The sequence below is a fragment of the Pseudoalteromonas sp. S3260 genome (genome assembly GCF_005886925.1).
Classification (GTDB): domain Bacteria; phylum Pseudomonadota; class Gammaproteobacteria; order Enterobacterales; family Alteromonadaceae; genus Pseudoalteromonas; species Pseudoalteromonas tetraodonis.
Genome location: NZ_PNCV01000081.1, coordinates 26,406 through 39,379, shown reverse-complemented (window position 1 = coordinate 39,379; position 12,974 = coordinate 26,406). Strand labels below are relative to the sequence as shown.

General features: G+C 38.4%; 10 protein-coding genes. 6 read left to right on the top strand and 4 right to left on the bottom strand.

The features are described from left to right. Nucleotides 1–3,162 (top strand): TonB-dependent receptor (locus CWC14_RS13730; RefSeq protein ID WP_502705425.1); only part of this gene is annotated, 3,162 nt, incomplete at its 5' end. A 326-nt stretch (nucleotides 3,163–3,488) separates the two neighbouring features. Beyond that, nucleotides 3,489–6,662, top strand: coding sequence for a TonB-dependent receptor (locus CWC14_RS13725; RefSeq protein WP_138563395.1), 3,174 nt, complete (start codon nucleotides 3,489–3,491; stop codon nucleotides 6,660–6,662). A 48-nt stretch (nucleotides 6,663–6,710) separates the two neighbouring features. Here CWC14_RS13725 and CWC14_RS13720 read toward each other — a convergent pair whose 3' ends face one another. Further along, nucleotides 6,711–7,142, bottom strand: a complete 432-nt coding sequence (locus CWC14_RS13720) for a MarR family winged helix-turn-helix transcriptional regulator (RefSeq protein WP_138563393.1) — start codon at nucleotides 7,140–7,142, stop codon at nucleotides 6,711–6,713. 152 nt (nucleotides 7,143–7,294) lie between these two features. Here CWC14_RS13720 and hmgA point away from each other — a divergent pair, with 152 nt between their 5' ends. Both hmgA and maiA read left to right on the top strand, forming a co-directional pair. Then, nucleotides 7,295–8,596 carry a homogentisate 1,2-dioxygenase gene (gene hmgA, locus CWC14_RS13715; protein WP_138563391.1) on the top strand — a complete coding sequence of 434 codons (1,302 nt, stop codon included), beginning with the start codon at nucleotides 7,295–7,297 and terminating at the stop codon, nucleotides 8,594–8,596. Nucleotides 8,597–8,603: 7 nt separating this feature from the next. Continuing rightward, nucleotides 8,604–9,233 carry a maleylacetoacetate isomerase gene (gene maiA / locus CWC14_RS13710; protein ID WP_138563389.1) on the top strand — a complete coding sequence of 210 codons (630 nt, stop codon included), beginning with the start codon at nucleotides 8,604–8,606 and terminating at the stop codon, nucleotides 9,231–9,233. 9 nt (nucleotides 9,234–9,242) lie between these two features. Here the strand turns inward: maiA and CWC14_RS13705 are convergent, their stop codons facing one another. Then, on the bottom strand, nucleotides 9,243–9,476 hold the full coding sequence (locus CWC14_RS13705; RefSeq protein WP_008112333.1) for a TIGR02647 family protein: 234 nt from the start codon (nucleotides 9,474–9,476) through the stop codon (nucleotides 9,243–9,245). Between the two features lie 103 nt (nucleotides 9,477–9,579). On the opposite strand from CWC14_RS13705, the gene CWC14_RS13700 reads away from it, so the two are divergent. Next, a complete protein-coding gene (locus CWC14_RS13700; protein ID WP_008112332.1) occupies nucleotides 9,580–9,882 on the top strand; it encodes a DUF1496 domain-containing protein in 303 nt (100 codons plus the stop codon). 97 nt (nucleotides 9,883–9,979) lie between these two features. Further along, on the top strand, nucleotides 9,980–10,288 hold the full coding sequence (locus CWC14_RS13695; protein WP_138563387.1) for a VF530 family protein: 309 nt from the start codon (nucleotides 9,980–9,982) through the stop codon (nucleotides 10,286–10,288). Between the two features lie 42 nt (nucleotides 10,289–10,330). Here CWC14_RS13695 and CWC14_RS13690 read toward each other — a convergent pair whose 3' ends face one another. Then, nucleotides 10,331–11,953, bottom strand: coding sequence for a diacylglycerol kinase family protein (locus CWC14_RS13690; RefSeq protein ID WP_138563385.1), 1,623 nt, complete (start codon nucleotides 11,951–11,953; stop codon nucleotides 10,331–10,333). Between the two features lie 308 nt (nucleotides 11,954–12,261). Next, complete coding sequence (locus tag CWC14_RS13685; protein WP_008464339.1) at nucleotides 12,262–12,882, bottom strand: TetR/AcrR family transcriptional regulator; 621 nt, start codon at nucleotides 12,880–12,882, stop codon at nucleotides 12,262–12,264. Between the last annotated feature and the right edge of the window lie 92 nt (nucleotides 12,883–12,974).

Sequence of the window (12,974 nt, the reverse complement as noted above, 5' to 3'; positions counted from 1 at the left end):
CCATGTCGGGCGTACACAAGCGCTATGGCTGCTGACACTTCATCTGCAATGCGTGGTAAAATAACCACACCTTCAGGTGCGAGCGCTGCAAACGTTAAAATTAAGGTTGTTCATCAACCAACCGGCACAATTAGTGAACTAACGACCAATGAAAGTGGTACTTTCATTGCGAATGGTTTACGTGTTGGTGGACCTTACACTGTGATCATCGACTCTGATACGTTTAACGATACCACCGTTGAAAACATCTTTTTAAACCTTGGCGAAACTTACAGATTAACATCGCAATTAGCGCCGCTAAACATTGAAAAGATTGAAGTCTCTGGTTATAAAATTGTACAACAATCAGGTGGCTCTAGTAGTACGTTTGGCGAAGATACTATCAATAATATGCCTAGCTTTAACCGCGACATTAAAGATATCGCACGTTTAAATCCGCTTGCGAGTATTAATGGTAATGGTGAGCTAACTTTTGCTGGCAGCAACCCACGTACGAATGGTTTAACCGTAGATGGTATTGGCCAAAATGATGACTTTGGTTTAAGTTACGGCGGCTACCCGACTTCACAGCCTCCAGTAGCCCTTGATGCAATTGAGCAAATATCTGTTGATGTTTCTCCATTCTCTGCTTCTAAAGGTAACTTTGGTGGTGGTACTATTAACGCGGTAACAAAATCAGGCACAAATGAGTTCAAGTTTTCTGGTTTTTACGAAACATCAACACCTGATATTGCAGGCGATGTAGACAGCATATCTCAAGTGTTTGCTGATAACCGCCCTGTTTTAGATGACGATGGCCACCGTACATATATTGTCGAACAAGTAGAGCCAAATCAAACTGAAAAACGCTACGGTTTTAATGTTGGCGGCCCACTTATAGACGATACCTTATTTTACTTTGTTAACTACAATAAATGGTCGAGCGAACTAGATTTAGACTATGGTTTTGAAGGTTCAGGCGCAACCAACGAATACGATGTGAGTGAAGAAAGCTATAACCGCTTTCTTAATATTCTAAATAACGAATACGGGTTAACCGATTCTCTTGGTGGCGACCCTAAAGACACCAATGAAACATTACTTGTAAAATTAAGCTGGAACATTGCTGATGATCATCGTTTAGATTTTACCTATCAGTGGCAAGATGACAAAGATGAAACAAACTTTGGTACTGGAGGTACATCAGTTCAGCTTGCATCAAGTCGTTACACATACGCCACTAAGTTTAATAACTTTGCAACCAAATTATACTCGGATTGGAACGAAGACTTTTCAACTGAAATCGGTATTGCATACAAAGATGTATCATCAAGAAGTTTAACAAATTCTGATATTGGTAGCGTTAAAGTTGAAGAATACTTCCGCGGACCTTCTTATAACTTTGGTATCGATGAGTTTCGACATGCCAATAGCTCAGCAACAGAAAATTTAACACTTTCTCTTGATGCCACTTATTTGATGGACGAGCATGAAATTAACTTTGGTATGCAATATGAGTCGTTAAACTTATACAACCTTTTTGCAGCTAATTCACTGGGTTCATGGGAGTTTGATAACTTTAATGGTTTTGAAAACCGTGAAGTAGGCAACTTCGCAGGTCAGTATGACTTTAGTTACAGTAATGCTTATACAAATAACCCGAACGATACTGCTTACGATGCAACTCGTAATCAATTAGCGCTTTACATTGAAGATACTTTTTATGTTGGTGATGATTTAGAAGTAACGGCAGGTGTTCGTTATGAGCGTTTATCTTCTGATGATAAACCAACACTCAATGAAAACTTTTTAAGCACCTATGGCTTTAGCAACCAAGAAAACCTAGATGGTTTAGATATTATACTCCCACGTATTGGCTTTAAGTATTACGCAACTGAAGCGTTAACAGTTAACGGTGGTGTAGGTCGTTTCCAAGGCGGTATTCCTAACGTTTGGTACAATAACTCATTCCAAAACGATGGCATTACTTTTGTAGATGCACCACAAAGCGTTATTGACGAATACTATGCTAATAATCAAGCTGATATCACTCAAGTACCAGACGCTATAAAAGGGTCACTAGTACAAGGTGCGGGTAGTACAAACTATGTTGACCCAAATTTTGAACTACCGTCAAGTATTCGTGCACAACTTGGTTTTGAGTACGACTTTGATTCTGAATTACTAGGTGAAGGCTTTAAATGGCAAGCAGAAATTGCTTATCACAAAAAAGAAAACGAAGCTGTGTGGCATAACACCGCCATTAAACCTGTAGGTGTAGCAGCCGACGGCGAACGTATCATCTATGAAAGTATTTACAACGGTGATTTAGCTGATAACTTTGATATAGCAATGACTAATTCAGCAGAAGACGGTCGCTCTGTTATTTTTACAACAGCACTTGCTAAAGAGTGGGAAAATGGCCTTTATATTTCAGCAAGCTATGCACATCAAGATGTAACAGAAGCGTCTTCAGGTTCTTCTTCACGTGCACAAAGCAACTATCAGTACAATATTACTAAGAGCCGTAATGAAGACTTTGCTGCCCGTGGTGCGTATGAAGTAGAGCATAGCTTTAAAGTTAATTTAGCGTATAACACTGAGTTCTTCAGTGGCTATGCCACAAGATTTAATGTGTATTTTGAACGTCGCTCTGGTCGTCCATTTAGTTATACTATGGGTATGTTCAGAAATGGGGATTTAGGCGACTCTCGTGACTTTAACTCGAGTTCAGCTTACTTAGCATATATTCCTACAGGTCCAGATGATGCAAACGTAAATTGGGATCGTTCTAAATTGTCATGGGAAGAGCTTGAAACCCTATTAAAGCGTGCAGGTATTAATGAGCGTGGTCAAATCCTAGACCGCAATTCGGGTACTCAGCCATGGGTTACCACTATGGATATTAGCGTTAAACAAGAAATCCCTGGTTTTGCAAAAGGTCATAGCGGTGAGGTTTACTTTATGATTGATAACTTTGCAAACTTATTAAACAGTGACTGGGGCGTAGAAAAGCGCTTAGGTTTCTCTGACCAAGCTGTTTATGACCTTGCTGGCTTAGATGATGATGGCCGTTACATCATTAATGCTAGATACAACGGTGCAGATGTTCGTAACTATAGCCAATATCAAACTAGCTCATCAGCTTGGCAAGCTAAAATCGGTGTTAGCTATAAGTTTTAACCTATAACTTGCACATCAAAAGCTCATAAAATTAAAAAGCCATTACATGCATGTAATGGCTTTTTTTTATGGAAAAAATAACTTTTCATCTGTTTGTCATAAAAACTACTTACTATTTGCATGGTAAATATTGAAACATAGATAAAATGCTAAATTTCATAAATAAAGTGTTTTATAATAAAAAAATTACAGTTGTATTTTATTTGTAACAAACAAATGAGGTACACTATGTAAGTATTTTGGGTTAAGTGTATTTTGCGGTCGCTTAATCCAAAATTAAAATAAAAAAGCTATTAAAAGTTTATTTAACTACACGGGAAAATAAAATGAAAATTCAACTTCGCAAAACAGCTCTATCACTTGCTATAGCAGCATGTGTTGGTGTCAGTGGTGGCGCTTTTGCTAACGATACGACATCATCTGTTAAAGGCACAATATCTAGCCCTAGTGGCAACCCTGCTGCAAACACAAAACTTATAATCGTTCACGAACCTACAGGTACTAAACGCGTTGTTACAACAAATGATACAGGTACTTTTAATGCTGCAGGTCTTCGTGTAGGCGGTCCTTACACCATTACTATTGATTCAGATACGTTTCGTGATGTTGAAATAAATAATGTTTACTTATCACTTGGTGAAACTCGCCGTTTAGATACACAGCTAGAAAGCGATGACATGGAGTCAATTGTTGTAACTGGCACGCCTGTTCTTTTTAATTCATCTGCCAATGATTCATATTATGGTTCAGGTACAATTCAAGCTACCCCTTCTATTGGTCGTGATATTAAAGATGTTGTGCGTAATAATCCACTAGTTGTTGTTCAGCCAGGTAACGAAAGTTCAATGTCAGTTGCAGGCGCTAATCCGCGCACAAACTCAATCACTGTAGATGGTATTCCTCTCAATGATGATTTTGGTCTTAACGGTAATGGTTACCCAACTCAACGCAACCCATTCCCTATGGATGCTTTAGACCAAGTTTCAGTTTCTGTAGCGCCTGTTAACGCTAAATCAAGTGGCTTTACTGGTGGTAATGTTGATGCAGTATTTAAATCAGGTACAAATGAGGTTCATGGTAGTTTATTCTACGAGAAAATGAGCAGTGACTGGGCCGGCACACCGAAAAATGATGGCAAAGATGTTGAATTAGATTTCGAAGAAAAAAACTATGGTGCCTCTTTCGGTGCCCCGATTATTGAGGATAAGTTATTTTTCTTTGGTGCCTATGAAAAATTTGAGTCACCTAAACAAATTGAATATGGTCCTAGTAATTCATCTATAGGTTCAAATAAAACAACAGCTACAACTGCTGATTTAGATGCTGTCCGTAAAATTGCAAGTGATGTCTACGGTCTATCTGATATAGGTTCTATTGATACACAACCAGCCCTTGAAGATGAAAAATACATTGCTAAAGTTGATTGGAATATCAATGACATGCACCGTGCTAACTTCGTTTATATGCATAGCGAAGGTAACGATACACGTAATATGACCTCTAACGAAAGCGAACTTCGTTTAAGTACTCAGTGGTATAATAAAACTGAAGAGTTAAATAATTACAGCACGACATTATATTCTGATTGGACTGATAGTTTCTCAACACAAATAAGCGCGACAAAAAAATCTGTTGATACAGCTCAAGTATCTTTACAAGAAAACCTAGGCTTAAGTGATGTAACGATTGACAATATAGATGTTGATGGAGATGGTAAAACTGCCACTATCGCGTTTGGTTCTGACGAAAGCCGCCATTCAAACTCTCTAAGTAATGATTTATTCACATTAAAATTTGATGCTACTTATTTAATGGATGAACATACCATTGAGTTTGGTGTTAAATACGATGAATTAGATATTTTTAATCAATACCTTCCGGGTGCTAAAGGTGTCGTTTCATTTGATAGCCTAGAAGACTTCCGTAACATGAATATAAGCCGTTACACCTATGCTAATGGTGTGGGCAACAATCCTGACTTAGTCGCTTCAAGCTTTACGCGTAAAGATTTTGCTATATACGTAAATGATACGTGGGACTTTAGTGATAACCTTCAGCTTTCTGCTGGCTTGCGTTATGAGCGTTTAGGCTCTGATGATGTACCAACGCTTAATCCAAACCTTAAAAGTAAAACGGGCTATGACAATACAGAAAACCTTGATGGTGCTGATATTTTCTTACCTAGAGCAGGATTCACATACTACTTAAATGATGATGTAACTATTCGTGGTAGTGTTGGACGTTATTCTGGCGGTAATCCAAATGTATGGATATCAAATTCTTACTCTAATGATGGAATAAGTAAGCAAGAGTATGGTTTTAACTCTAGGTATGATAGTCCAATAAGCGTCACTGATTCTATACTAACAACGCCACCAAATGCAGCAATCGATGCAATTAATAATGCAACTGATGGGTCTGTTTCTAACTTTATAGACCCTGATTTTGATCTTCCATCTCAGTGGACGACTATGCTAAATGCGGATGTTAATCTTGATATTCCTTACTTAGGAGAAGGCTTCGCGTGGACCACAACAGCTATTTACACTAAAAAAGAGAATTCAGCTGAGTGGATTAATGCTGCAATATCTGAAGATGACGTAGTTGGTTATACCAGCGATGGTTCATTACCACTATACAATACGTCTGAATTAGAGATTATGCTGACTAATGCTACTGACGAGGGTCGTTCAATTATCTTAAGTACGGGCATTAGTAAATCGTGGGATAATGGCTTTAAGTTTGATGCATCTTATACACACCAAGATATCACTGATGGAAATCCTGGTGGTTCATCAACTGCTAGAAGTAACTATCGCTATGGCCACTTTGGTGATCATCAGTTAACTCAAGTTGGTACATCAAACTATGAAACTGAGCATAGATTTGTACTTAATTTGGGCTATACCGCTGAGCTTATTGCAAAGTATAAAACAACATTAAATTTATTCTTTGAACGTCGCTCTGGCTCTCCATATTCACAACTTGCTGATTTAACAGCCTTACCAAGTAATGGTTACTTTAATCAAGACCTTATTCAACCTACAGGCAATGGAACGACATTCGGTGGTAACTACCCAGTTTATGTACCGACAGCTAATGATCCAAATGTTCGTTATGAAGGGATTACTGAAGAAGAAGCACTTGCTTATTTTGATCAGCTAGGATTGTCAGGTTCTGCTGGTAGCGTAGTTGCCAAGAACAGCGCCACAACACCATGGATCACGTCTATGGATTTATATGTTTCACAAGAAATTCCTGGGTTCTTCGCGGATGACCGTGGTGAGTTTTACTTTATAATAGATAACTTGCTTAACCTGATTGATTCATCGAAAGGTAAAGTATATAGACAAGGTAATAGCACCAGCGAAGTGATTAAAATGGATATTGATCCACAAACTGGCCAGTATGTTTATGGTGCTCCTGTAGATGATGGATACTCATTTGAAGCGACGGATTCAGCTTATAGAATTAAGCTTGGTGTTCGTTACACTTTCTAATTTGATTGATTAAATTAGTGTATTTAAAAGCCCACTTTGTGGGCTTTTTTATGCCTGTAATTTATTTTTTAATTTATCAAAAATAGCGATTAACTGGCGTTGTTCATCATCCGACAGGCAGCTTAATAATTCACATTCCCACTGTAATGCCTGTGGCGTTATTTTTTCATACAAAGCCATACCCTTATCAGTTAACATTAAAAATGCAGCGCGCTTATCATGCTTATTTAACTCACTATAAATAAGCCCTTTATCTATTAGCGTTTTTACTGCCCTTGATACTGTCGACTTATCCATATCTGCTTGAGTACATAACTGCTTTGCTGTGCTTTGGCCTGATTGCGCTAAATTAGCCATTATTCGCCACTGAGGAATAGTTAAATCAAACTCTTTTTTATAAATACTCGAAAAATCATTACTTACCTGTGTTGCTAAGTGTGTTAATTGATAAGGTAAAAATGTCGTTAAATCTATTTTCATATTGAATCACTTATTTATTTACATACGACTTTTATTTGTTCACTTTTATTTACAAGGGTCATAATCAGTGTGTTTGATATTAGTCTCACTTGAGAGTATCTTAGCGTAAATAACAAAAATATAACACTCCCCCACTTTCACAGGAGTCAGTAATGGCGACACAATTAAACTATATGACCGGCTTTGGTAATGAATTTGAAACCGAAGCGCTGCCTGGTGCATTACCGATTGGGCAATTTAGCCCGCAAAAAGTAAAATACGATTTATATGCAGAGCAATTTAGTACCACTGCATTTACCGCTCCGCGCGCCGATAATCGCCGCACGTGGATGTACCGTATTCGTCCATCTGTTGTGCAAGGTGATTACACAGCCATAGACAATGGCTTAATTAGAACAGCGCCTATTACTGAAGTGCCAACGCCGCCTACCATGCTGCGATGGGATCCCATTGATATACCAGCAGCACCTACTGATTTTATTGATGGGCTGATCACTATGGCTGCAAATGGCAACGCCAATGGGCAAGCCGGTATTGGCATTCATGTTTATGTCGCCAACAAATCAATGGACAAGCGCTTTTTTTATAACGCCGATGGCGAAATGTTATTTGTACCACAACACGGCGAGCTATTACTTAAAACAGAACTCGGGCATTTAAGTATTAAAGCCGGTGAAATTGCGGTTATTCCGCGTGGCATTAAGTTTCAGGTGCAGCTATTAACTGATACAGCGCGTGGGTATATTTGTGAAAACTACGGCCATGCTTATGTTCTTGCTGAGCGCGGCCCTGTTGGCGCAAATGGTTATGCTAATGACCGTGACTTTCACTATCCAGTAGCGGCTTTTGAAGACATTGAAGGCGAATTTGAACTTATTGCTAAATTTAATGGCAATATGTTTCGTTGTGATATTGGTCATTCTCCTCTTGATGTTGTTGCTTGGACAGGTAACAGCGCGCCTTACAAATACGATTTGGCTCGCTTTAATGTCATGAATACCGTTAGCTTTGATCACCCAGATCCATCAATTTTCACGGTACTAACCTCGCCATCAGGCACTGAAGGCGTTGCAAATATTGATTTTGCTATTTTTCCACCGCGTTGGATGGTCGCTGAAAACACCTTCCGCCCACCTTATTATCACCGAAATATTATGAGTGAGTTTATGGGCTTAATAGAAGGGGTATATGATGCAAAAGAGCATGGTTTTGTGCCAGGTGGCATGAGCTTACATAACTGTATGTCGCCGCATGGTCCTGAAGCAGACGTATTTGAAAAAGCGTCAAATGCGGACTTAGAACCACAACGCTACGATAATACGTTGGCGTTTATGTTTGAGTCACGTTATGTAATATCGCCGACTAAATACGCATTAGAAGGTAAAGAGCGCCAAGCTAATTACACTGATTGCTGGCGCACAATCAAAAAACACTTTAATGGCAATCAAGGATAATTAGATTATGAAGCTTTATACTTATTTTCGCTCATCGGCAGCATATCGTGTGCGCATTGCATTAAATCTCAAAAATATTGATCACCAGTTGGTGCCGGTAAACTTACTAAAATCAGAGCAACAAACCACAGATTACTTACAGAAAAACCCTCAAGGACTTTTACCTTCTTTAGAAACAGAAGACGGCGTATTAGGTCAATCTCTAGCAATTTTAGAGTACCTTGAAGAGCAATACCCTGAAACACCATTGCTGCCTGGTAATGCATGGCAAAAAGCACACATTCGCAATTTAAGTTATGCTATTGCCTGTGATATCCATCCGATTGATAATTTACGGGTACTGAAATATTTAAGTAGTGAGCTCAATGTTGATGATGAAGCAAAAAATAAATGGTACCGCCACTGGGTTGAAGTGGGTTTTGAAAAAATAGAACGCATGCTAGATAGCAAAAACACATTTTGTGCAGGCGACTCGCCAAGCTTAGCTGATGTGTGTTTAGTACCGCAGGTATTTAATGCCATTCGTTTTAAAGTAGATATGGCTGCCTACCCTAAAATAGCAGCCATATATCAGCGTTGTAATGAGTTGGCAGCCTTTATTGATGCAGCCCCTGAAAATCAACCTGATGCAAACTAATAGAGTAAATTAACTTTTAAGTGCACTGTGTATTACCGTCACATGCTCAATTAAATCTAAGCCCAGTTCGGTTAAATAGCCACCATCTGGGCTATCTATAACCCCTTTATCGAACAAACGTTGTGCTGCGCTTAGTAAGGCGGGTTCAGCGTCTGAATGAAGTTTAATTCCCTGCATTTTGCTCTCGCGTGGAAATTTTGCTAGTAGTGTAAATTCGTCAATCATGGTTTGATTAAATAGCATATCTGTTCACCTTTTTATTGTTCTGTGTTTTACTTATGTTGTCTTACTTACCCTAGCATGTTTTTTTGCTAAGTGTACTTATTTTAAACACTGGAGGTTTTTGATGCGTTATTATTTTACTTCGTTTATTACTGTTTTATGCTTGTGTTTTTCAGCTTTAAGCTTCGCTAGCACAATAAAAACGCTTCCTATTGTTGATGCTACCCAGCTTATAAACACTAGCACTGAGTGCTGGTATGATAATAAACGTTACAGCGAAGGAGCTATACTGCAGGTTCACTCAGTTACGCTTATTTGTGCTGCAAAGTACCCCCAACATAACAACAGTCAATTGATTTGGCTAAAGCTTGATAAGCAAGGTAACCTTATTTACCCCAAGAAGCCTGCAACTATTACTGTAAATTAATCAAGATTAACAATCTGGAATCTGCCAGCCATCTCCAAACTATTAAGATGCGGTGGGATACGTTACAATACATGCAGTTTAAAAAAGCAGTGTGACTATGAATAATCAACCAAAAAACCCGCTACATGGGATAACTTTAGAGCAAATTCTTGTAGAACTAGAGCAACGTTTAGGCTTTAAAACAATGGGTGAACAAGTAAACATAAAATGCTTTACTGATTCTCCGAGTATCAAATCAAGCTTAAAATTTTTACGTAAAACCCCATGGGCAAGAGATAAAGTAGAAGCACTTTATATTCATACCATGAGTAATAAACCGCTACGAAAACCCAAAAATAAACCAAAACTAACAGAGCCCACGCAACCTGATACATCAGATTTTGTATGGCCCTCCATTAAAAAATAAATGAGTGCTAAATGGCGTAATATTTACGCCATTTTTATTCAGTTAGTTTTGTTCTTGGCATATTACATTCAATGAAGCAGGGTGAATACTCACTACCACTTTATCGGCAGATTTAACCTCACCATCAATTACATAATCTAGCGTTTGATCTGCGCTTATCTCTACACGTTTTGCGTTAGTATAATGCGAGTTAATAGCAAAATGCGTTTGCGTGATACTGCTAAACATTAGCTCAGCAATACTCAATACTGTGGTTTCATTGTCTTTGTTTGGCGTTAACCAGTTTACGTCTAATAATCCATCACGGTGGTCGGGTTGTCCCCCACCTTGGGCTAAAAGGGTTGTAAATGGGGCAGCATTAGCGACAATAAAGCTATTTGTATTAATAGCTTCAGGCTCATTATCATCGAGTTTGACCATCAGCTTTTGCGCTTTATTCTCGCCAAAGGAATGTAAAAAACCATTTAAATAAGCAAGCTGGCCAGCTTTATTTTTCGACTCTCTATCTGCTTTTTCAATCATTGCATGCTCAAAGCCAATGCCAATTAGCAATAACATCAAATCGTTATTACAATATGCGGTATCGATCAGGTTTGTCTGACCATCAATTATTAAATCGCACGCTTGCTCAACAGGAATAAATTTAGATTTTATTCCCATCAGCACATGGGCCAACGCATTAGCTGTCCCCAACGGTATAATTCCTAATCGACAAGACGTACCCACTAAAACACTCGCAACCTCAGTGACTGTGCCATCTCCACCGCAGGCAATTATAATATCAGGCTCGTGCTCTATAGCTTGTTTAGCCAATGTAATGCCGTTTTGTTCCGGTGTAGTTTTTAAAATGGTTAAATCATAATAAGCAGATAAACGTGTAACGATTAAATGCTCTTTTTCAGACCATAACTTAGTGCCTGATACAGGATTAGCAATTAAATATGCTTTATTTTTTATCAGTAGCTCCCCCCTGCGATGGCGCTTAACTAAATGGCGTAATTGGCGTTTATTAAGATTGGCTGTTTCACGTGTTTCTTTGATTTGAGCAAGAATATCATGTACATCAGCTTCTTTATTTTGACTCAATAAATACGCTGCCATAACAAACACCGAACGTCCGCGACCTAATGCACAATGCACCACAACACGACGGTCTTTCTTTATATGATGATGGATCCAGTTAATTGCCTGGTTTAATTGCGAGTGAGTAGGCACACTATGATCAAGAACAGGAATGTTTAAATAACTAATATTTTCTTGGGTAGATGTCCACTCAAGTCCATCAAATTCACAAGTCACATCTAAAATAGCGGTAATGCCATTTTCTTTTAATGTATCTATATCAGAGGGAAACAAACGACATGCTAAAAATAAGTTATCGTTTATTTGTTGAATTGGGGGTACCTTATCGTGTTTGCGTGACCATGCATTATAAATTTGTGCACCTAACAAAAAAGGAACAAATGCCCAACGAATGTAAAAAGGGATAACGCCATTTTCGCGTTTTCTAAATACTTTTCCTGCGTTAAAAAAATAAGCACCGCTGACCAATATCAGCGACAGCGCCGTCCAAAAAAATGCAACCGCGAAGTAAACAGAATTAACCTTCAATCCCAGTACTATAAATACTAATGCTGTTACAAGATAACTGACTGCAGCCCACATGAGCTCTCCTTTAAGTTGGCAGCGCCATATTAGCGCCTTTAATATAGTCCTAACTTGCAAATAATACGCCAAAAAAGCAATTTATCTTGTTTGTTGTCGTTTCGCCACCGGCGTTGATATCACATCAATTGGCTATAACCCACTGTTAATCAATGCTTTTATAATATAAAAAGGAATGACTTCACGCTAAAACATCGTACTCAGTTTTTATTGATTACGCTTAAATAAAAGCAGCTTAATTTATATAACTCTTTCATATTTACAACAATATCAGTCAAATATTCATAGTTATTTAATGCTTCAACTTATTATTTATCAAATGGCATAAGTAATGTTTTCATCGCTGGGCGCAGTGCAATCAATACAGTTTCCTCGGTCAATTCAGGAAATAACATTTTTCGTAATAGCAGTCCGGCCATCACTGAGAAAATCACATTAATGCGGCTTTCGAGTTCTTGCTCTGAATGTGATTTTATTAAACTACTTTCACTGACTAATAAATCACGCATTCTGTTACGTGCTTGCGTATCAGCCTCGCGTAGTAATAAAGCGACTTTTTTGTTTCTACTGGCCTCTGCCATCATGTCTAAGTCAACTACGCAGGCCCCCGTGTCCATATGACGCTGCACACCATGGTGTAAGCCATCAAGTAACACTGTTAAAATATCGCCAGGTTGATCTTCAAACTCTTGAAATATGGAAAACATTTCTTCCATATCTTGTTCAATAATACTTTCAATTATGGCTTCTTTACTTTCAAAGTAATTATAAATATGGCCGGCACTCATCCCTGCTGTTTTAGCTATTTCTGCCATACCTGCGCCATGGTAACCTTTGCGACGAAAACAATCAGCAGCGGCGGTTAATACCTGCTCGCGACGCGCTTGTGCTTGCACCGGATCTAGGTGTTTTTTATTTTTAGGTTTCATTTGAAACTCCAGTATCGAGTCTCTTAACTCGAAATATTTAGCGTTTACTGCATTGATCACAAAAAATAAACGCTAAATGGCATTACTTTAAT

Coding starts and splice junctions, on each gene's coding strand:
- CWC14_RS13725 (WP_138563395.1), top strand. CDS start 3,489: ATGAAAATTCAACTTCGCAAAACAGCTCTATCACTTGCTATAGCAGCA.
- CWC14_RS13720 (WP_138563393.1), bottom strand. CDS start 7,142: ATGAAAATAGATTTAACGACATTTTTACCTTATCAATTAACACACTTA.
- hmgA (WP_138563391.1), top strand. CDS start 7,295: ATGGCGACACAATTAAACTATATGACCGGCTTTGGTAATGAATTTGAA.
- maiA (WP_138563389.1), top strand. CDS start 8,604: ATGAAGCTTTATACTTATTTTCGCTCATCGGCAGCATATCGTGTGCGC.
- CWC14_RS13705 (WP_008112333.1), bottom strand. CDS start 9,476: ATGCTATTTAATCAAACCATGATTGACGAATTTACACTACTAGCAAAA.
- CWC14_RS13700 (WP_008112332.1), top strand. CDS start 9,580: ATGCGTTATTATTTTACTTCGTTTATTACTGTTTTATGCTTGTGTTTT.
- CWC14_RS13695 (WP_138563387.1), top strand. CDS start 9,980: ATGAATAATCAACCAAAAAACCCGCTACATGGGATAACTTTAGAGCAA.
- CWC14_RS13690 (WP_138563385.1), bottom strand. CDS start 11,953: ATGTGGGCTGCAGTCAGTTATCTTGTAACAGCATTAGTATTTATAGTA.
- CWC14_RS13685 (WP_008464339.1), bottom strand. CDS start 12,882: ATGAAACCTAAAAATAAAAAACACCTAGATCCGGTGCAAGCACAAGCG.